The organism is Kitasatospora sp. NPDC005751 (genome assembly GCF_040630835.1).
GTDB lineage: Bacteria > Actinomycetota > Actinomycetes > Streptomycetales > Streptomycetaceae > Kitasatospora.
This window is the reverse complement of sequence record NZ_JBEXYC010000026.1, coordinates 1-19,702: the sequence shown is the minus strand read 5'-3', so window position 1 is coordinate 19,702 and position 19,702 is coordinate 1. Positions and strand designations below refer to the sequence as shown.

Annotated in this window: 15 protein-coding genes; 12 read left to right on the top strand and 3 right to left on the bottom strand. The window is 71.4% G+C overall.

Annotated features, from left to right (window positions below):
- Window positions 1-141: 141 nt before the first annotated feature.
- Together ABZ497_RS22540 and ABZ497_RS22535 are read right to left on the bottom strand one after the other, a co-directional pair.
- Window positions 142-1,536 (bottom strand): aspartate aminotransferase family protein, encoded by a 1,395-nt coding sequence (locus ABZ497_RS22540; protein ID WP_329489787.1) that lies wholly within the window; start codon window positions 1,534-1,536, stop codon window positions 142-144.
- The gene (locus ABZ497_RS22535; RefSeq protein ID WP_030306695.1) at window positions 1,533-2,006 is read right to left on the bottom strand and encodes an Lrp/AsnC family transcriptional regulator; all 474 of its coding nucleotides are present in this window, start codon (window positions 2,004-2,006) and stop codon (window positions 1,533-1,535) included. Before ABZ497_RS22535 ends, ABZ497_RS22540 begins: the two co-directional genes overlap by 4 nt.
- A 269-nt stretch (window positions 2,007-2,275) precedes the next feature.
- Between ABZ497_RS22535 and ABZ497_RS22530 the strand changes: the two genes are divergently transcribed.
- The 3 genes from ABZ497_RS22530 to ABZ497_RS22520 all read left to right on the top strand — a co-directional run bounded on the left by ABZ497_RS22530 (window position 2,276) and on the right by ABZ497_RS22520 (window position 6,693).
- On the top strand, window positions 2,276-3,751 hold the full coding sequence (locus ABZ497_RS22530; protein WP_352291673.1) for a gamma-aminobutyraldehyde dehydrogenase: 1,476 nt from the start codon (window positions 2,276-2,278) through the stop codon (window positions 3,749-3,751).
- Window positions 3,752-4,024: 273 nt separating this feature from the next.
- The gene (locus tag ABZ497_RS22525) at window positions 4,025-5,383 is read left to right on the top strand and encodes an aspartate aminotransferase family protein (RefSeq protein WP_329489789.1); all 1,359 of its coding nucleotides are present in this window, start codon (window positions 4,025-4,027) and stop codon (window positions 5,381-5,383) included.
- 140 nt (window positions 5,384-5,523) lie between these two features.
- Window positions 5,524-6,693: a spermidine/putrescine ABC transporter substrate-binding protein gene (locus ABZ497_RS22520; protein WP_329489790.1), complete on the top strand. Its 1,170-nt coding sequence runs from the start codon at window positions 5,524-5,526 to the stop codon at window positions 6,691-6,693.
- Window positions 6,694-6,736: 43 nt separating this feature from the next.
- Here the strand turns inward: ABZ497_RS22520 and ABZ497_RS22515 are convergent, their stop codons facing one another.
- Complete coding sequence (locus tag ABZ497_RS22515) at window positions 6,737-8,389, bottom strand: PucR family transcriptional regulator (protein ID WP_359807833.1); 1,653 nt, start codon at window positions 8,387-8,389, stop codon at window positions 6,737-6,739.
- Window positions 8,390-8,811: 422 nt separating this feature from the next.
- On the opposite strand from ABZ497_RS22515, the gene ABZ497_RS22510 reads away from it, so the two are divergent.
- From ABZ497_RS22510 to ABZ497_RS22470, 9 genes are all read left to right on the top strand, one after another.
- A complete protein-coding gene (locus ABZ497_RS22510; protein WP_359807832.1) occupies window positions 8,812-10,326 on the top strand; it encodes a gamma-aminobutyraldehyde dehydrogenase in 1,515 nt (504 codons plus the stop codon).
- 62 nt (window positions 10,327-10,388) lie between these two features.
- A complete protein-coding gene (locus ABZ497_RS22505; RefSeq protein WP_359807831.1) occupies window positions 10,389-11,642 on the top strand; it encodes a spermidine/putrescine ABC transporter substrate-binding protein in 1,254 nt (417 codons plus the stop codon).
- A gap of 35 nt (window positions 11,643-11,677) precedes the next feature.
- A complete protein-coding gene (locus tag ABZ497_RS22500; RefSeq protein WP_359807830.1) occupies window positions 11,678-12,820 on the top strand; it encodes an ABC transporter ATP-binding protein in 1,143 nt (380 codons plus the stop codon).
- The gene (locus tag ABZ497_RS22495) at window positions 12,817-13,761 is read left to right on the top strand and encodes an ABC transporter permease (RefSeq protein WP_352291681.1); all 945 of its coding nucleotides are present in this window, start codon (window positions 12,817-12,819) and stop codon (window positions 13,759-13,761) included. The genes ABZ497_RS22500 and ABZ497_RS22495 overlap by 4 nt, the downstream gene beginning before the upstream one ends.
- Window positions 13,761-14,564: an ABC transporter permease gene (locus tag ABZ497_RS22490; protein WP_329489796.1), complete on the top strand. Its 804-nt coding sequence runs from the start codon at window positions 13,761-13,763 to the stop codon at window positions 14,562-14,564. The genes ABZ497_RS22495 and ABZ497_RS22490 overlap by 1 nt, the downstream gene beginning before the upstream one ends.
- Before the next feature lie 80 nt (window positions 14,565-14,644).
- Complete coding sequence (locus ABZ497_RS22485) at window positions 14,645-16,039, top strand: FAD-dependent oxidoreductase (RefSeq protein ID WP_329489797.1); 1,395 nt, start codon at window positions 14,645-14,647, stop codon at window positions 16,037-16,039.
- Between the two features lie 270 nt (window positions 16,040-16,309).
- Window positions 16,310-16,741: a hypothetical protein gene (locus tag ABZ497_RS22480; RefSeq protein ID WP_359807829.1), complete on the top strand. Its 432-nt coding sequence runs from the start codon at window positions 16,310-16,312 to the stop codon at window positions 16,739-16,741.
- A gap of 81 nt (window positions 16,742-16,822) precedes the next feature.
- Window positions 16,823-17,611 carry a hypothetical protein gene (locus tag ABZ497_RS22475; RefSeq protein ID WP_359807828.1) on the top strand — a complete coding sequence of 263 codons (789 nt, stop codon included), beginning with the start codon at window positions 16,823-16,825 and terminating at the stop codon, window positions 17,609-17,611.
- Between the two features lie 392 nt (window positions 17,612-18,003).
- Window positions 18,004-19,527 (top strand): CoA-acylating methylmalonate-semialdehyde dehydrogenase, encoded by a 1,524-nt coding sequence (locus ABZ497_RS22470; RefSeq protein ID WP_329489800.1) that lies wholly within the window; start codon window positions 18,004-18,006, stop codon window positions 19,525-19,527.
- Window positions 19,528-19,702 lie beyond the last annotated feature (175 nt).

Below are 19,702 nucleotides of genomic sequence, written 5' to 3'. Positions count from 1 at the left end.
GCGGCGCACTGGCCCATCAGGGGCAAATCACCCGGAAACGGGCGTGTTTGGTCCGAGAGATCGTCCGGGAAACGCCGCAGGGCGGTCCCGCGGGGAGCGGGACCGCCCTGCGGCGGAGGGTGGGGAAGGAAGATCAGGTCGTCAGATCTTGGCCCACGCGTCGGTGAGGCTGGTCCGCAGGATCTGCTCGATCTCGTCGAAGGTCGACTGGTCGGAGATCAGCGGCGGGGCCAGCTGGACGACCGGGTCGCCACGGTCGTCGGCGCGGCAGTACAGGCCGTTGTCGAAGAGCGCCTTCGACAGGAAGCCGTAGAGCACGCGCTCGACCTCGTCGTCGTTGAACGACTCCTTGGTGACCTTGTCCTTCACGAGCTCGATGCCGTAGAAGTACCCGTTGCCGCGGACGTCGCCGACGATCGGCAGGTCGCGCAGCTTGTTCAGGGTGCCGAGGAAGTTCGCCTCGTTGTCCAGCACGTGCTGGTTCAGGCCCTCGCGCTCGAAGATGTCGAGGTTGGCGAGCGCCACCGCGGAGGAGACCGGGTGGCCACCGAAGGTGTAGCCGTGCAGGAAGGTGTTGTCGCCCTTGTAGAACGGCTCGGCCAGGCGGTCCGAGATGATCGTGGCGCCGATCGGGGAGTAGCCCGAGGTCATGCCCTTGGCGCAGGTGATCATGTCGGGCTGGTAGCCGAACTTGTCGGCGCCGAACATGGTGCCCAGGCGGCCGAAGGCGCAGATGACCTCGTCCGAGACCAGCAGCACGTCGTGGCGGTCGCAGATCTCGCGCAGGCGCTGGAAGTACCCGGGCGGCGGCGGGAAGCAGCCACCGGCGTTCTGCACCGGCTCGACGAAGACGGCGGCGACGGTCTCGGCGCCCTCGTTGAGGATCGCCACCTCGATCTCGTCGGCGCACCAGCGGCCGTAGGCCTCGGGGTCGACGGTGCCGTCCGGGCCTTCGAGGAAGGCCGGGGCACGGTAGATGTTGGTGTTCGGGGCCTTGTGGGTGCCCGGCACCAGCGGCTCGAACGGGGCCTTCAGGCCCGGCAGGCCGGTGATCGACAGGGCGCCCTGCGGGGTGCCGTGGTAGGCGACCGCACGCGAGATGACCTTGTACTTGGTGGGCTTGCCGGTCAGCTTGAAGTACTGCTTGGCCAGCTTCCACGCGGTCTCGACGGCCTCGCCGCCACCGGTGGAGAAGAACACCTTGTTCAGGTCGCCCGGGGCGTAGTTGGCCAGGCGCTCGGCCAGCTCGACGGCCTTCGGGTGGGCGTAGCTCCACACCGGGAAGAAGGCGAGCTCCTTGGCCTGCTTGGCAGCGGCCTCGGCGAGCTCGACGCGGCCGTGGCCGGCCTGCACCACGAACAGGCCGGAGAGGCCGTCGATGTACTTCCGGCCCTTGTCGTCCCAGATGTAGGTGCCCTCGCCCCTGGCGATCGTCGGCACGGGGGAGTTCTCGTACGACGACATGCGGGTGAAGTGCATCCACAGGTGGTCGTAGGCGGTCTTGGAAAGGTCCTTCTGCGCCGGGTCGGCTGTCATCGGGTGCCCCAGGTGTAGGTCTGTTTCCGGAGCTTCAGGTAAACGAAGCTCTCGGTGCTCCGCACGCCGGGAAGCGCGCGGATGCGCTTGTTGATCATTTCGAGCAGGTGCTCGTCGTCCTCGCAGACCAGCTCGGCCAGGAGGTCGAACGAGCCTGCGGTGCAGACGACGTAGTCGACCTCGTCGAGGGCGGCCAACGCGTCGGCGACGGGCTCGATGTCGCCCTCGACCCGGATCCCGACCATCGCCTGGCGGGTGAAGCCGACGGTGAGCGGGTCCGTGACGGCGACGATCTGCATCACGCCTTGGTCGAGCAGCTTCTGGACGCGTTGCCGTACGGCTGCCTCGGACAGGCCGACGGCCTTGCCGATGGCGGCGTACGGGCGGCGCCCGTCCTCCTGGAGCTGCTCGATGATCGCCTTGGAGGCGGCGTCGAGGGGAACGCTGGCGTTCCGGTCGCGGTTGGCCACGCCGCCACTGTGCCTGATCGGCCCTCTGTTCGCAAGCGCGGGATCTGCTGATTTCGTCGTGATCTTGGAAATCATGTACGGATTTCATTGCCGTGTCGAAGTTGTCCTGTCGATACCGGCTGTCGTACGGCTACCCTGGTCCGGTACGCGCGCGGCTTCGCAGCGCAGCGCGCGTTCCCCCGAACAGTGGACCGCGCCGCGCCCGGCGCGGCCACTCGGCGCCCTTCGCCCGGCGGATCCGCCGACGTACCATGGCGCCGGAATCTGCAATGCCGCAGGCCCAGACCGAGGAGAGACCCGTGAGCGACCTTCGCACGCTGCGCAACTACATCAACGGTGAGTTCGTCGATGCGGCGGACGGCCGCACGCTCGACATCGTGGACCCCACCACCGGCGAGGTCTACGCGACGTCCCCGCTGTCCGGCGCCGCCGATGTCGACGCCGCGATGGCCTCCGCCGACGCCGCTTTCCCGGTCTGGCGCGACGCCACCCCGAGCACCCGCCAGAAGCTGCTCCTCAAGATCGCCGACGCGGTCGAGTCCCGTGCCGACGAGATCGTGGACGCCGAGGTCCGCAACACCGGCAAGCCCCGCGCGCTGACCCTCTCCGAGGAGATCGGCCCGATGGTGGACCAGATCCGCTTCTTCGCCGGCGCCGCCCGCCTGCTGGAGGGCAAGGCCGCGGGCGAGTACATGGACGGGATGACCTCGATCGTCCGCCGCGAGCCGGTCGGCGTCTGCGCCCAGGTCGCGCCGTGGAACTACCCGATGATGATGGCCGTCTGGAAGTTCGCCCCGGCCATCGCCGCGGGCAACACCGTGGTGCTGAAGCCGTCGGACACCACCCCGGCCTCCACCGTGCTGCTGGCCGAGATCATCGGCGGCATCCTCAAGGACATGGAGCTACCGGCCGGCGTCTTCAATGTGATCTGCGGCGACCGCGAGACCGGCCAGGCCATGGTCGAGCACCCCACCCCGGCGATGGCCTCCATCACCGGCTCGGTGCGCGCCGGCATCTCGGTCGCCGAGTCGGCGGCCAAGGACGTCAAGCGCGTCCACCTGGAGCTGGGCGGCAAGGCCCCGGTCGTGGTCTTCGAGGACGCGGACATCGCCGAGGCCGTCGAGGGCATCTCGGTCGCCGGCTTCTTCAACGCCGGCCAGGACTGTACGGCCGCCACCCGCGTGCTGGTGCACGAGTCGATCCACGACGCCTTCGTCGAGGCGCTGGCCAAGGCCGCGGCCGAGACCAAGACCGGTGGCGTGGACGACGAGGACGTGCTGTACGGCCCGCTGAACAACGCCAACCAGCTGAAGCAGGTCACCGGCTTCATCGACCGCCTGCCGACGCACGCCAAGGTCGAGGCCGGCGGCCACCGGGTCGGCGACAAGGGCTACTTCTACGCCCCGACCGTCGTCTCCGGGCTGAACCAGGACGACGAGATCATCCAGAACGAGGTCTTCGGCCCGGTCATCACCGTGCAGAAGTTCTCCGACGAGGACCAGGCGGTCGGCTACGCCAACGGCGTCGAGTACGCGCTGGCCTCCTCGGTCTGGACCAAGGACCACGCCCGCGCCATGCGGATGTCTCGCCGCCTGGACTTCGGCTGCGTCTGGATCAACACCCACATCCCGCTGGTCGCCGAGATGCCGCACGGCGGCTTCAAGAAGTCGGGCTACGGCAAGGACCTCTCCTCCTACGGGTTCGAGGACTACACCCGGGTGAAGCACGTCATGACTGCGATCTAGCAGGTCGTGACCGTTGGGCGGGGTATGACTGCGATCTAGCAGGTCGTGACCGTCGGGCGGAGTATGACCGCGATCTAGCAGGTCGTGACCGTCGGGCGGGGTGTGACTGCGATCTGGTCGGTTCGCTGCGATCCAGTCGCGGTCACGGGTCTGGCGGAGGGCCCGGGTCGGGAACGACCCGGGCCCTTCGCCTTGCCATCCTGTCGGCCGTTCGGGTGACCGCCTGACAGGATGAACCTGCACTTCGGCACCGCGACTCCCTAGCCTTGCCGCATGAGCATCCCCACCGCTGACTCAGCTGCCGGCCAGGCCGTCAAGGCCGCCGACCGCGCGCACGTCTTCCACTCGTGGTCCGCCCAGGCGCTGATCGACCCCCTCGCGGTGGCCGGCGCCGAGGGCTCGTACTTCTGGGACTACGACGGCAACCGCTACCTCGACTTCTCCTCGCAGCTGGTGAACACCAACATCGGGCACCAGCACCCGAAGGTGGTCGCCGCGATTCAGGAGCAGGCCGCGAAGCTCTGCACCATCGCCCCCGGCTTCGCCGTCGAGTCGCGCAGCGAGGCCGCCCGGCTGATCGCCGAGCGCACCCCCGGGGACCTCGACAAGATCTTCTTCACCAACGGCGGCGCCGAGGCCAACGAGAACGCCATCCGGCTGGCCCGGCTGCACACCGGGCGGCAGAAGGTCATGGCGACCTACCGCTCGTACCACGGCGCCACCGCCAACGCGATCGCCCTCACCGGCGACCCGCGCCGCTGGGCCAACGAGACCGGCGTCTCCGGTGTCGTGCACTTCTGGGGCCCGTACGCCTACCGCTCCAACTTCCACGCCGAGAACGAGGCGCAGGAGTGCGAGCGCGCGCTGGAGCACCTGGAGCAGGTGATCGCGTTCGAGGGCCCGGGCACGGTCGCGGCGATCATCCTGGAGACCGTGGTCGGCACCGCCGGCATCCTGATCCCGCCGCCGGGCTACCTGGCCGGGGTGCGCGAGATCTGCGACCGCTACGGCATCGTCCTCATCCTGGACGAGGTGATGGCCGGCTTCGGCCGCACCGGCGCCTGGTTCGCCGCCGACCACTGGGGCGTCACCCCGGACCTGCTGACCTTCGCCAAGGGCGTCAACTCCGGGTACGTCCCGCTCGGCGGGGTGGCGATCAGCGCGGAGATCGCCGCGACCTTCGCCGAGCGGCCGTTCCCCGGCGGGCTCACCTACTCGGGCCACCCGCTGGCCTGCGCCTCGGCCGTCGCCACCATCAACACGATGGCGGAGGAGGGCATCGTCGAGAACGCCGCACGGATCGGCGAGGACGTGATCGGCCCCGGTCTGCGCGAGCTGGCCGAGCGGCACCCCTCGATCGGCGAGGTCCGCGGCCTCGGCGTGTTCTGGGCGCTGGACCTGGTCAAGGACCGCGCCACCCGCGAGCCGCTGGTGCCGTACAACGCGGCCGGCCCCGCCAACGCGCCGATGGCCGAGCTGGCCGCCGCCTGCAAGAAGCGCGGGCTCTGGCCGTTCGTCAACATGAACCGCTTCCACGTCGTCCCGCCGTGCACCGTCACGGAGGAGGAGGCCAAGGCCGGTCTCGCCGTGCTCGACGAGGTGTTGTCGCTGACCGACGAGCACACCGTCTGACCGGCGGACCGTCCGACCAGTAGGCAGTCCGACCAGCACACAGTCCGGCGTGCACGTGGCCCGACGACGTATCAGACCCGACAGGACGGCCCCGGGTGCCCGCGTGCGCCCGGGGCCGTCCCACGCCCCGGAGGCCCACCTTGTCCCGCACCACCCTCACCCGCCGCGGCGTGCTCGGCACCGCCGGGCTGATCGGCGCCGGCGCCCTGACCGGCTGCGGCATCCCGTCCGCCTACGTGGCCGAGGACCACCGCTCCGCGCCCGACCGTTCGGGGAGCGAGAAGCGGCTGGCGTTCTCCAACTGGACGCAGTACATCGACGTCGACGACGACGGCAACCGGCCGACCCTGGACGCCTTCACCGAGCGGACCGGGATCAAGGTCACCTACACCGAGGACATCAACGACAACGACGAGTTCTTCGGGAAGATCGGCCCGGTCCTCACCCAGGGCAGCGACCCCGGCCGGGATCTCATGGTGGTCAGCGACTGGATGGCCGGGCGGTACGTCTCGCTCGGCTGGGTACAGGCGATGGACCGCGCCAACCTGCCCAACGTCACCGCCCAGCTCGATCCGCAGCTGGCGAACCCGGCCTTCGACCCCGGGCGCCGGCGCAGCGTGCCGTGGCAGTCCGGGATCACCGGCATCGCCTACAACCGCAAGGAGCTGGGCCGCGAAATCAGGTCGACCGCCGACCTCTGGGCCCCCGACCTCAAGGGCCGGGTCACCCTGTTCGCCGGGCTGGACGAGGCGCTCGGCCTGCTGATGCTCGGGTACGGCGCCGACATCGGGGCCTTCACCGAGGACGACGCGCACCGGGCGATGGACCTGGTCCAGAAGATGGTCGACGGCCGGCACATCCGCCGCTTCACCGGCAACGACTACACCAGCGACCTGGCCTCGGGGGCGGCGCTGGCCTGCCAGGCCTACTCCGGTGACGCCGTCCAGCTCACCGCCGAGAACCCGGACATCGCCTTCGTGGTGCCCGAGGAGGGCGGCGAGCTCTGGGCGGAGAGCCTGCTGATACCCAACCGGGCCGACCACAAGACCAACGCCGAGCTGCTCATCGACCACTACTACCGACCCGAGGTGGCCGCCGAGCTGGCCGCCGCCGTGCAGTACATCTGCCCGGTGCCGGCCGCCCGCGAGGTGCTGGCGGACAGCGGGGACAAGGAGAAGGCCGAGCTGGCGGAGCACCCGCTGCTGTTCCCGACCGACGAGATGCGGGCACGGCTGCACACCATGCGCGACGTCACCTCGGCCGAGCGTCCAGGCCTGCACAAGGTCTGGGGCCGCATCACCGGGGTCTAGCGCAGGGGTCTAGCCGCAGGGGGCCGGCCGAGGGGGCCGCGGCTCAGCGGCGCACCGCGTCCAGCCCGAGCAGCGCGACGTGCAGCGAGAGGCAGGACTCCACCTGGTCGAGGTCGACGCCGAGGATCCGTTCGACCCTGTGCAGCCGGTCGTAGAAGGACGGCCGGGACAGGTGCGCGGCGTCGGCCGCCGCCGACTTGTTCCGGCCCTGCTCCAGGTAGATCCGCAGCATCTGCACCAACTGGGCGTTGTGCTCGGCGTCGTAGGCGAGCAGCGGGCCCAGCTCGCGCTCGACGTAGGTCTGCAGCCGGGCGTCGTCGCGCAGCAGGTGCAGCAGGCCGCGGAGCCGGACGTCGGGCAGCCGGTAGTACGCGGCCGCCCGGCCGCCGGGGGCGTCGTGCAGTGCGGCGTCGGCGACCTGGGTGGCCTCCAGCAGGGTGCGCCGGGCGTCGCGCACCGAGCCGACCGAGGAGCCGGCGGCGACCACCGGCGCCGGCGCGGGGGCGGCCTCCCGGTCGGCCTCCGCCGTCAGCCGGCGCAGCGCCGCGGCGAAGGCGTCCAGCGCGGCGTGCTCGTCCTGCTGGGCGGCGAGGGCGATCAGCACGCCGACGCCCTCGTCGTCCAGCGCGCCGACGAGCGCGGAGAGCCGGCAGCTCCGGATCGCGGTGGCCGCCAGCTCGGTGAAGTCCCGCAGCCTGGCCTGGGCCTCCAGGGCGGCCGGGATCGGTCCGCGCCGCTGCCGCAGGACCACCCCGACCAGCCGGCGGCCCTCCAGCGGCACGCCGAGGGCCTGGGCGCGCAGCGCCACCTCGGAGACGGTCAGGGCATGGGTGAGGATGCCGGAGAGCAGCGTGCGGTGGGTCTGCCGCTCCAGGCTCTCGCGGTCGCGCACCACCAACCGGTTGAGGGCGAGCGCGGAGGCGCCGCGCTCCAGCAGCATGGTGTGCGGGTGCGCGGTGCCCTCGGGCAGCGGCCCCGGGTCGGCGACCAGGACGAGCCGGCCCCAGTCCTGGCCGCGGGCGCCGACCGTGGTGACCAGCCAGCCGCTGCGCGGGTCGTGACCGGTACGGCCGGGCGGGCGGACCCCGCGCGAGCGGCGTTCCCAGTCCTCCAGCAGCTCGGTCTCGGGCCGGCCGGCGGTGTCGTGCGCCAGCACCTGGTGGGCGAGGTTCTCCAGCACCACCGGCCCGCCCGCCATCCGGGCCACCTGACGGACCACCTCGGCCGGCTCGGCGCCCTCCACCACCAGCTCGTTGAAGACCTGGTGGACCGCCTCCGAGGTGCGCAGCTGCTCCAGCTGGGCGTTCACCACCAGGGCGTGCACGGCCTCGGTGACGGCGACGAAGCGCAGCTCGCGGCGGAGCGCGATCAGCGGGAGACCGCGCTGCTCGGCGGCGTGCACCAGGGCGCGGGGCAGCGAGTCGAAGTAGCGCCGGCCGAACTCGATGACCAGGCCGGCCACGCCGACCTCGTCCAGCTCGCGCACGTACCGGGCCAGTCTCTCGCGGTCCTCGGGCAGCGCGATGCCGGTGGTCAGCACCAGCTCGCCGCCCTGGAGCACCCCGGCGACGTCGGGCAGTTCGCTGACGTGGACCCAGCGGACCGGGCGCTCCAGGTGGTCGGTGCCGGCGACGACCTGGGGGAGGCCGCGCCGCATCACCTCCAGGTCGAGCACACGGGCGACGGTGGGGAGCATCGCGGGCCTCCAGGGTTCAGAGTGTCAGGTAAATCATCGCGCGCGGCGACGAACTGTCGCCCTGACGGAACCCTTGCACCCTGTAAGGCCCTGCGCGGCTAGCTTTCCGGGGTGACCCTTGTCACGCCCCTGCGGCACCGGGCATGGTCAGCGGGTCGGCTGTGGCGAAAGACGACACAACCGCGGGAATCCGTCGCGTGACCGGAAAGCAACACCGGAATCCCTTGCCGGGGTCACGCCCGGCTGTCAGGATCGCGCATCCCGGTGACCGACCGGACCGGTTTCCCCCGCACCGAGGACGCGGCGACTCGACCAGTCGTACGACGCCGGTGCGGTCCCCCGCCCGCCGGCACCTGCACCATGGCGGATCAGGCGGTCTTTCGCCTTGCGGGCAGTCGAACCACCGGCACTTGGAGGAACAGATGGACCTGACCGACTTCGGCGCGGGCGCGCAGTACATCGCCGGCCGGCAGAGCCGGGGGAGCGGCGAGCCCTTCCAGGTCGTCAACCCGGCGGACGGCAGCGTGGTCGAGCAGATCTCCCTCGCCTCCGCCGAGCAGGTCGACGCCGCCGTGGCCGCCGCCCGCGCCGCGCTGCCCGAGTGGGCCGGCGCCACCCCGGGCGCCCGCTCGGAGGCGCTGACCAGGCTCGCCGCCGTGCTCACCGAGGCCGGCGCCGACCTCGCCCGGGTGGAGTCCGCGCAGACCGGCAAGCCGGTCAAGCTCTCCACCGAGTTCGACGTCCCCGGCACGATCGACAACGCCGCCTTCTTCGCGGGCGCCGCCCGCAACCTGGAGGGCAAGGCGGCCGGCGAGTACTCGGGGGACCACACCTCGTACGTGCGGCGCGAGCCGATCGGCGTGGTCGGCTCGATCTCGCCGTGGAACTACCCGCTCCAGATGGCCGCCTGGAAGATCCTCCCGGCGATCGCGGCGGGCAACACCATCGTCCTCAAGCCGGCCGAGCTGACCCCGCTGACCTCGGTGATGTTCGCCCGGGCCTGCACCGCGGCCGGCATCCCGGACGGCGTGGTCAACGTGGTCACCGGCGCCGGGCGCACCGCCGGCGAGCGCCTGGTCGCGCACCCGGACGTCGCGATGGTCTCCTTCACCGGCTCCACCCCGGTCGGCCGACGGGTCGCCGAACTCGCCACCGCGACCGTCAAGCGCACCCACCTGGAGCTGGGCGGCAAGGCCCCGTTCGTGGTCTTCGACGACGCCGACCTGGACGCCGCCGTGCACGGAGCGGTCGCCGCCTCGCTGATCAACAGCGGCCAGGACTGCACCGCCGCCACCCGCGCGTACGTGCAGCGGCCGCTCTACGACGCCTTCGTGGCGGGCGTCGCCGACCTCTACCGCACGATCCGGCTCGGCGACCCGCTGGACCAGCGGACCGACCTCGGCCCGCTGGTCTCCCACACCCACCGCGACCGGGTGGCCGGCTTCGTCGAGCGGGCCCGCGGCTACGGCGCCACCGTCGTCACCGGCGGACACGCCCCCGAGAAGGGCCACGACGGCACCGACCTCACCCGCGGCGCCTACTACCTGCCGACCCTCGTCACCGACGCGGCGCAGGACAGCGAGATCGTCCAGGGCGAGATCTTCGGCCCGGTCCTGGTCGTGCTGCCCTTCGACGGCGACGACGAGGGGCTGCGGCTGGCCAACGACACCCCGTACGGCCTGGCCGCCTCGGCGTGGACGAGCAACGTGCACCGTTCGCTGCGCGCCACCCGGGAGATCGCGGCGGGCTGCGTCTGGGTCAACGACCACATCCCGATCATCAGCGAGATGCCGCACGGCGGCTACAAGTCCTCCGGTTACGGCAAGGACATGTCGCAGTACTCGCTGGACGAGTACACGCAGGTCAAGCACGTCATGTTCGACACCACGGCGGTGGCCCGCAAGGACTGGCACCGCACCGTCTTCGGAGACAGATAACCCCTCCCAGGGGCGTTCCCCCACCGCCCCGACCCGACCTCTCCCCCCAGGAGGCCCGTTCCATGGTGTTCAACGAGCTCACCGACGGTCTGCCCGAACCGGTCCGCAGGGCCTGGGAACGCAGTCTGACCAGTGGCCGGGCCGCCGTCGGCAGGCGGACCCTGCTGCGCGCCGCCGCCCTCACCGCCGGTGCGGGCACGCTGGCCGCCTGCGGCATCCCGGCGGCGGGCACCGCCGGCACCGGGGACTCCACCGCGAACGCCGCCCCCGACCTGTCGGAGGGCGAGCGGGAGGTGAGCTTCTCCAACTGGCCGCTCTACATCGACACCGACGAGAACGACCAGGAGAAGCACGGCTCGCTGGAGGCCTTCACCGCGGCCACCGGGATCAGGGTCAAGTACGCCGAGGACATCAACGACAACGTCGAGTTCTTCGGCAAGGTCAAGCCACAGCTCGCGGCCGGCCAGGACACCGGCCGCGACCTGATGGTGCTCACCGACTGGATGGCCGCCCGGCTGATCCGGCTCGGCTGGGCGCAGAAGCTCACCCCGGCCAACGTCACCACCGCGATCACCAACGTGGACTCCCGCTTCCGCGCCCCCGACTGGGACCCGGGCCGGCTCTACTCCTACCCGTGGGCCGGCATCCAGGTCGTGATCGCGTACAACCGGAAGGCGACCAGGGGCAAGGAGGTCACCAGCGTCGCCCAGCTGCTGGAGGACCAGGACCTCAAGGGCCGGGTCACCTTCCTCTCCGAGATGCGCGACAGCGTCGGGATGACCCTGCTGGACATGGGCAAGGACCCGGCGAAGTTCACCGCCGACGACTACGACGCGGCGATCGCCCGGCTGCAGAAGGCGGTGGACGGCAAGCAGATCCGCCGCTTCACCGGCAACGACTACGGCCAGGAGCTCTCCTCCGGGGACATCGCGGCCTGCGTCGCCTGGGGCGGTGACCTGATCCAACTCCGCGCCGACAACCCGGACATCGAGTTCGTCGTCCCGGAGCAGGGCTTCGTCTACGGGACCGACAACATGCTCGTCCCGGCCAAGGCCCGGCACAAGGCCAACGCCGAGAAGTTGATCGACTTCTACTATCAGCCCAAGATCGCGGCGCAGCTGGCCGCGGGCATCGGCTACGTCTCCGCCGTCACCGGGATGGAGAAGGAGCTCGCGGCCATCGCCCCGGACACCGCGGCCAACCCGCTGGTCGTCCCCACCCCCGAGATGGCGGCGAAGGCGCACGTGTTCCGCAGCCTGACCGAGGCCGAGGAGAGCTCCTTCGAGGAGAAGTTCTCCAAGCTCATCGGCGCCTGACCCCCTGACGGCAGAGAACCAGAGAGACACCACCCATGACAGAGCAGCTGCGCTCCGCGGCCACCGGTGGCGACGTCCGCCTCACCGGCATCGGCAAGACCTACGGCGCCTTCACCGCCGTCCACCCGCTCGACCTGACCGTCCCGCAGGGCTCCTTCTTCGCCCTGCTCGGCGCCTCCGGCTGCGGCAAGACCACCACCCTGCGCATGATCGCCGGGCTGGAGGAGCCCACCAGCGGCACCGTCCTGATCGGCGGCCAGGACGTCACCGCCCTGCCCCCGTACAAGCGCCCGGTGAACACCGTCTTCCAGAGCTACGCTCTCTTCCCGCACCTCGACATCTTCGAGAACGTCGCCTTCGGCCTGCGCCGGCGCGGCAAGAAGGACGTCAAGAAGCAGGTCGACGACATGCTGGAGCTGGTGGAGCTCGGCCAGTACGCCCGCCGCAAGCCGCACCAGCTCTCCGGCGGCCAGCAGCAGCGCGTCGCCGTCGCCCGCGCCCTGATCAACCACCCCCAGGTGCTCCTCCTCGACGAACCGCTCGGCGCCCTCGACCTCAAGCTCCGCCGCCAGATGCAGCTGGAGCTCAAGCGGATCCAGACCGAGGTCGGCATCACCTTCGTCCACGTCACCCACGACCAGGAGGAGGCCATGACGATGGCCGACACCATCGCGGTGATGAACGGCGGCCGGGTCGAGCAGCTCGGCGCCCCCGCCGAGCTCTACGAGAACCCCGCCACCACCTTCGTGGCCAACTTCCTCGGCCAGTCCAACCTGCTGCCCGCCGACGTGACCGGGCAGCAGGGCGGCGACCTCCTGCTCAGCGCCGCCGGCGCCCGGCTCTCCGTGCCGAAGGCCCGGTGCGCCGCCGACGCGAGGAAGGTCCACCTCGGCGTCCGGCCGGAGAAGATCACCATCGAGCACTCCTCCGCCGAGGTCGCCGCCGGCCGCAACCGGCTGGGCGGCACCGTGGTCGACTCCAGTTTCATCGGCGTCTCCACCCAGTACCTGGTGCGCACCGACGGCGGCCAGGAGGTGACCGTCTTCGAGCAGAACATGGAGCGCGACACCCGGATCGTCCCCGGTGCTCCGGTCGTCCTGCACTGGAACCCGGCGCACTCCTTCGCCCTGGACGCCGCCCAGGCGATCGACGCGGGCACCGGGGAGGAGGCGGCATGACCACCACCACCGCCGTGGCGCCGCCGCAGGCCGTACCCCCCGACGGCGGCCCGCTGCCCGGACCGGCCGCGCGGCCCAGGCGAAAGCTCACCCCGTACTGGCTGCTGCTGCCGGGCATAGCCTGGCTGGTCGTCTTCTTCGCGGTGCCGATGGTCTACCAGGCCTCCACCTCGCTGCAGACCGGCTCGCTGGAGAGCGGCTTCAAGGTCACCTGGCACGTCGCCACCTACTGGGACGCCCTGGTCGAGTACCGCTGGCACTTCGTCCGCTCGTTCGGCTACGCGGCCACCGCCACGCTGTTCTGCCTGGCCATCGGCTACCCGCTCGCCTACACGATCGCCTTCAAGGCGAGCAAGCGCTGGCGCAACGTCATCCTGATCCTGGTGATCGCGCCGTTCTTCACCAGCTTCCTGATCCGCACGCTGGCCTGGAAGACGATCCTCTCGGACGGCGGCCCGGTGGTCGGCGCGCTCAACGCGCTGCACGTCCTGGACCTGACCAGCGCCGTCGGCCTCACCTCCGGTGACCGGGTGCTGGCCACGCCGCTCGCGGTGGTGTGCGGCCTGACCTACAACTTCCTCCCGTTCATGATCCTGCCGCTCTACACCTCGCTGGAGCGGATCGACCCGCGCCTGCACGAGGCGGCCGGAGACCTGTACGCCCGCCCGTTCACGACCTTCCGCAAGGTGACCTTCCCGATCTCGCTGCCCGGCGTGGTCGCGGGCACGCTGCTCACCTTCATCCCGGCCTCCGGCGACTACATCAACGCCCAGCTGCTGGGCTCGCCGAGCGAGCAGATGGTCGGCAACGGCATCCAGAAGCAGTTCCTCAACGTGCTCGACTACCCCACCGCGGCAGCGCTGAGCTTCATCCTGATGGCCCTGATCCTGGGGATGGTGACGGTCTACATGCGCAAGGCCGGGACGGAGGAACTGGTCTGATGTCCCGAGTGATCAAGTGGATCCGGGCCCACCTGGTGGTACTGGCCGGCCTGCTGGCCCTGGCCTACCTGGTGCTGCCCAACCTGGTGGTCCTGGCCTTCTCGTTCAACAAGCCGGTCGGCAAGTTCAACTACGAGTGGTCCGAGTTCTCCACCGACGCCTGGACCGATCCCTGCGGTGTGGCCGACATGTGCCAGTCGCTGTCGCTGAGCCTGGAGGTCGCGGTGCTCGCGACCGTCGGCGCCACCGTGCTCGGCACCATGGTCGCCTTCGCGCTGGCCCGCTACCGCTTCCGCGGCCGCTCCGCCACCACCGCGATGATCTTCCTGCCGATGGCCATGCCGGAGGTGGTGATGGCCGCCTCGCTCGGCACGCTCTTCCTCAACATGCGGATCCCGTTCGGCTTCACCACGATCCTGATCGCGCACATCATGTTCTGCCTGAGCTTCGTGGTGACGGCGGTCAAGGCGCGGGTGATGAGCATGGACCCGAGGCTCGAACAGGCCGCCCAGGACCTCTACGCGACCCCGACCCAGACCTTCCTGCGGGTCACCCTGCCGCTGGTCGCCCCCGGCATCGCCGCCGGCGCGCTGCTCAGCTTCGCGCTCTCCTTCGACGACTTCATCATCACCCAGTTCAACTCGGGCCCGACCACGGTCACCTTCCCGATGTTCGTCTGGGGCGCCTCGCAGCGCGGCATCCCGGTGCAGGTGAACGTCATCGGCACCGCGATGTTCATCGCCGCGGTGGTGCTGACCGTCGCCGGTCAGTGGCTCGGGAACCGCCGGAAGGCCACCGCCTGACCGGCACCGCCGGCGCCCCCGACGTAGCGTCGGGAGCGGCCGACAACCATCATCGATGTGCAGAAAGTGGCTGATAATGCATGGACTCCGCCCGCGCGCTCAGTGACGCCAGGCCCACCCCCTTCTGGCTGGAGGACCCGGGCCGGCCGGCGGCGCTGCCCGCCCTCGTCGGCGACACCACCTGCGACCTGCTGGTCGTCGGCGGCGGATACTCCGGCCTCTGGACCGCCCTCGTCGCCAAGGAGCGCGACCCCTCCCTGGACGTCGTCCTGGTCGAGGGCAACGAGGTGGGGTGGGCCGCGTCCGGGCGCAACGGCGGATTCTGCGCGGCCAGCCTGACCCACGGTTTCGGCAACGGGCTGCAGCGCTGGCCCGCCGAACTCGCCCAGCTCGAACGCCTCGGCGCGGCCAACCTGGACGGCATCGAGGCGACCATCGCGCGCTACGGGATCGACGCCGAGTGGGAGCGCACCGGCGAGATCGACGTCGCCACCCAGCCCCACCAGCTCGCCGAGCTGCAGGAGGTCGCCGAGGCGGTCGCCGAGTACGGACTCGACATCACCGTGCTCGACCGCGACGAGCTGCGGGCCGAGGTCGACTCGCCGACCTTCCTCGGCGGGCTCTGGGACAAGGAGGGCGTGGCGATGGTCCACCCCGCCAAACTCGCCTGGGGCCTCAAGGACGCCTGCCTCTCCCAGGGCGTGCGGATCTTCGAGCACACCCGGGCGACGGACCTCAGGGAGCACGGCGGCGGCATGGCCGTCCGCACCCCGTACGGACGGGTCTTCGCCCGCCGGGTCGCGCTCGGCACCAACGTCTTCCCGTCGCTGGTCAAGCGGGTCCGCCCGTTCGTCGTCCCGGTGTACGACTACGCGCTGATGACCGAGCCGCTCAGCGCCGAGCAGCTCGCCGCGATCGGCTGGAAGGGGCGACAGGGGCTCGGCGACAGCGCCAACAAGTTCCACTACTTCCGGCTCTCCGCCGACAACCGCATCCTCTGGGGCGGCTACGACGCCGTCTACCACTACGGCGGACACGTCCGGCACGAGTACGACCAGCGGCCGGAGACCTTCCGCACCCTGGCGCACAACTTCTTCCGCTGCTTCCCGCAGCTGGAGGGGCTGCGCTTCACCCACGCCTGGGGCGGCGCGATCGACACCTGCAGCCGGTTCTCGGCGTTCTTCGACACCGCCCACCGCGGCCGGGTCGCCTACGCCGCCGGGTACACCGGCCTGGGGGTGGGCGCCACCCGGTTCGGCGCCGAGGTGATGCTCGACCTGCTGGCCGGGGAGCGCACCGAGCGCACCTCGCTGGAGATGGTCCGCTCCAAGCCGCTGCCGTTCCCGCCCGAGCCGGTGCGCTGGGCCGGCATCGAGCTCACCACCCGCTCGCTGGAGCGCGCCGACCGGACCGGTGGGCACCGCAACCTCTGGCTGCGCACCCTCGACCGGATGGGGCTGGGCTTCGACAGCTGAGCGGCCGCCCCGACGGCCTTCCGCGCCGATCACCGGCTGATCCGGTGATCGGCGCGGAGGATCCGGCGAGCCGAGCCGAGCCGAGCCGAGCCGAGCCGAGCCGAGCCGAGCTGATCCGAGCCGAGCTGATCCGAGCCGATCCATCCGTTCGGCGAGGTGATCGCGCTATCCGTGTAAGAGAGACCCGCCGTCCGCCTCTCGTTGGTGACGGCGGGTCTCGGTTTCCCGCCGCGCCACGATCAGCAGCGCGCTGAGAAACGGGGACAGGACATGGAGAGCACCGGACTGCACTGGCTCGCCCAGGCGGCGCCGGACCCGGACGCCTTCCGGGAACAGTGGGAACGCAGCGGCCTGGGCCTGATGCTGCTGCCGGCCGGCCGGCGCTGGGACGTCCTCTCGGTACCCGGCCGGCTCGGCCGTCCCGTCATCGACATCCTCGACTCCCGATCCTGCGGGCCGGTCCTCGGCGACTCCGCCGGCGAGAGCGTCGGCTTCCTCGTCCCCGTCGGCACGGCCGCGCGCTGGGTCGGGACGGGCGTCCGGTGCGCCGGCGAAGGCACCTGGATCGTCGTACCGCACCCCGAACGGCGCAACCGCGGCGTGCGCTGGCTCGTCCCGCCGGACGGCTCCGGGCGGCTCAACGACCCGGTCGTGCTGGAACTCGCCCTGCACGAGGCCGCCGCCCGGCTCAGCGACTGGTGACGCCGCCGCGGCGCCGGAGCCGGGGCGGCCGACCGGACGCGGCCCGGCGCACGGCCCGGGCGGCCGCGCCAGACTGGGAGGATGACCACCGCCCCGGACGCCGTCGACCCCTTCCTCCGCCCCGGCCGGTCGCAGTTGCGGCTCGCCGAGCCGGCCCGGCCCGTCTGCGACCGGCTCGGGCTCGCGCTCGCCGGTGGGCACGCGCTGCGCGCCCACGGGGTGCCGGCCTGCGCCCAGGACGGGCTGACCCTGGTGGCCGACGGCGGCACCGATCTGCCGCAGGCCGCCGCCGAGCTGGCCGCCGCCTACCGGGCGGCGGGCGGCGGGGTGGCCGAGCGCCCGGGCACCCCACGCCTGGAACAGCTGTCCGTCCGGCTGACGCTCGGCGGGCGGTCGCACACGGTGGAGCTGCGCAAGGAGCCACTGGGCCACCGCCCGGTCCGCCTCGACCTCGGCGCGCCGGCGGCCGGCGAGCCCCCGCTGACGATGACCGTCGTCGCCCTGGAGGACGCGGCCGGACTCGCCACCGCGCTGCTCGCCGACCGGGGCCTGCCCCGGGACCTGCTCGACGTGCACGCCCTGACCGCCTGGTACCGGGAGGGGGAGCTGCTCGCGCTGGCCACCGCGCTGGACGCGGACTTCCAGCCCGCCGTCCTCGCCGACCGGCTGGAGACGCTGGCCGACGCCGCCGACGGACGGTTCCGGGCCCGGGGAGCGGCGGGCGGCGCGGTGGCCGGGCTGAAGCGGTGGGCGCTGGCGTGGTCGCAGGACCTCCGCCTCGACCTGCTGGAGACCCAGGAGGCCGCGGACGGATTGCACGATCCTTACCTGGAGGACGTCGAGGCCCTGGAGGACCCGGAGGTCGAGTAGGACGTCGAGGCCCTGGAGGACCCGGAGGTCGAGTCGAGGCCCTGGGGGACCGGGGAAACCGGGAGGACCGGGGGCTCAGGAAGGACACCGGCGAGGCGGCACCGGTCGAGGACGCGGCGGGCGCGCGGTCGGCCGGTGCCCGGGAGGAGGCGGACGGGGCGACGGGGTCCGGTGGGGCCTGAGCTTCGCCCGTCCGGCCGATACGGCCGACGACCTGTAAGGCTGAATCCCGGATCCCCGTCAGCCTGTTCGTTGAGGCGGGCGGTGACGGCCAGCAGACTGGGTGATGAGCGCGGTAGCCCCGTGATCCCGTCGCCCGGCCCTCTCGCGGGCGGCGCCACACAAGGGACCGGCGGCAGGACGCCGCCCGGGACTTCGGAGGCAGACGGACCATGAGCAAGCACATCATTCACTGGATCGGTGGCCGGCCGGTCGCCACCGCCGGCGCCGCACCCCGCCGCGGTGACCTCTTCGACCCGGCCACCGGCCAGGTCTCGGGTCACGTCGACTTCGCCGGGATCGACGAGGTCGACCAGGCGGTGGCCGCCGCCGCCTCGGCGTTCGTCGAGTGGCGCAACGCCTCGATCGCCAAGCGCACCACGGTGCTCTTCAACTTCCGCGAGCTGCTCAACGCCCGCCGGGACGAGCTGGCCGCGATCATCGTCGCCGAGCACGGCAAGGTGCACTCCGACGCGCTCGGCGAGATCGCCCGCGGCCTGGAGGTCGTCGAGTACGCCTGCGGCATCCCGCAGCTCGTCAAGGGCGGCTTCACCGAGCAGGCGTCCACCGGCATCGACGTCTACTCGATCCGCCAGCCGCTCGGCCCGGTGGCCGTCATCTCGCCGTTCAACTTCCCGGCGATGGTGCCGATGTGGTTCTTCCCGATCGCGATCGCGGCCGGCAACACCGTCGTCCTGAAGCCGTCCGAGAAGGACCCGTCCGCCGCCAACTTCCTGGCCGAGCTGTGGAAGGAGGCCGGGCTGCCGGACGGTGTGTTCAACGTCGTGCACGGTGACAAGGTCTCCGTCGACCGCCTGCTGGAGCACCCCGACATCAAGTCGGTCAGCTTCGTCGGCTCCACCCCGATCGCCCGCTACGTCTACGAGACCGGCACCCGCTACGGCAAGCGCGTGCAGGCGCTCGGCGGCGCCAAGAACCACATGCTCGTCCTGCCGGACGCCGACCTGGACCTCAGCGCCGACGCGGCCATCAACGCCGGCTTCGGCGCGGCCGGCGAGCGCTGCATGGCCATCTCGGTGCTGGTCGCCGTCGACCCGATCGGCGACGAGCTGGTCGACAAGATCAAGCAGCGGATCGCCAACCTGAAGGTCGGCCCGGGCTGCAACGGCGACTCCGAGATGGGCCCGCTGGTCACCGGCCAGCACCGGGACAAGGTCACCTCCTACGTCGAGTCCGGTGTCGCCGACGGCGCCGAGCTCGCGGTGGACGGCCGCAAGCACCCGATCACCGCCGAGGACCGCAACGGCGCGCCGACCTCGGACGGCTTCTGGCTCGGCCCCACCCTGTTCGACCACGTCAAGCCCGGCATGTCCGTCTACAACGACGAGATCTTCGGCCCGGTGCTGTCGGTCGTGCGGGTCTCCTCCTACGAGGAGGGCGTGGCGCTCATCAACGCCAACCCCTACGGCAACGGCACCGCCATCTTCACCAACGACGGCGGTGCGGCCCGGCGCTTCCAGTACGAGGTGGAGGTCGGCATGGTCGGCATCAACGTGCCGATCCCGGTGCCGGTCGCCTACTACTCCTTCGGCGGCTGGAAGTCCTCGCTCTTCGGCGACGCCCACGCGTACGGCCCGGACGGCGTGCAGTTCTTCACCCGCGGCAAGGCCGTCACCCAGCGCTGGCTGGACCCCTCGCACGGCGGCATCAACCTCGGGTTCCCGACCAACAGCTGAGCCCCCGCCGCACTGCCGCCGCCGGCCGGACCCCGCTCCCCGGGGTCCGGCCGGCGGCTGTTTGCATCGCCCGGCCCGGCGGCGTAGTGTTCTCTAGTCGCTCGGCTGGGAGCACCGGACACGTGTCTACGCGGACGGTCCCGGAGCGGCCAATCCCTTGAAACATCACTTCCCG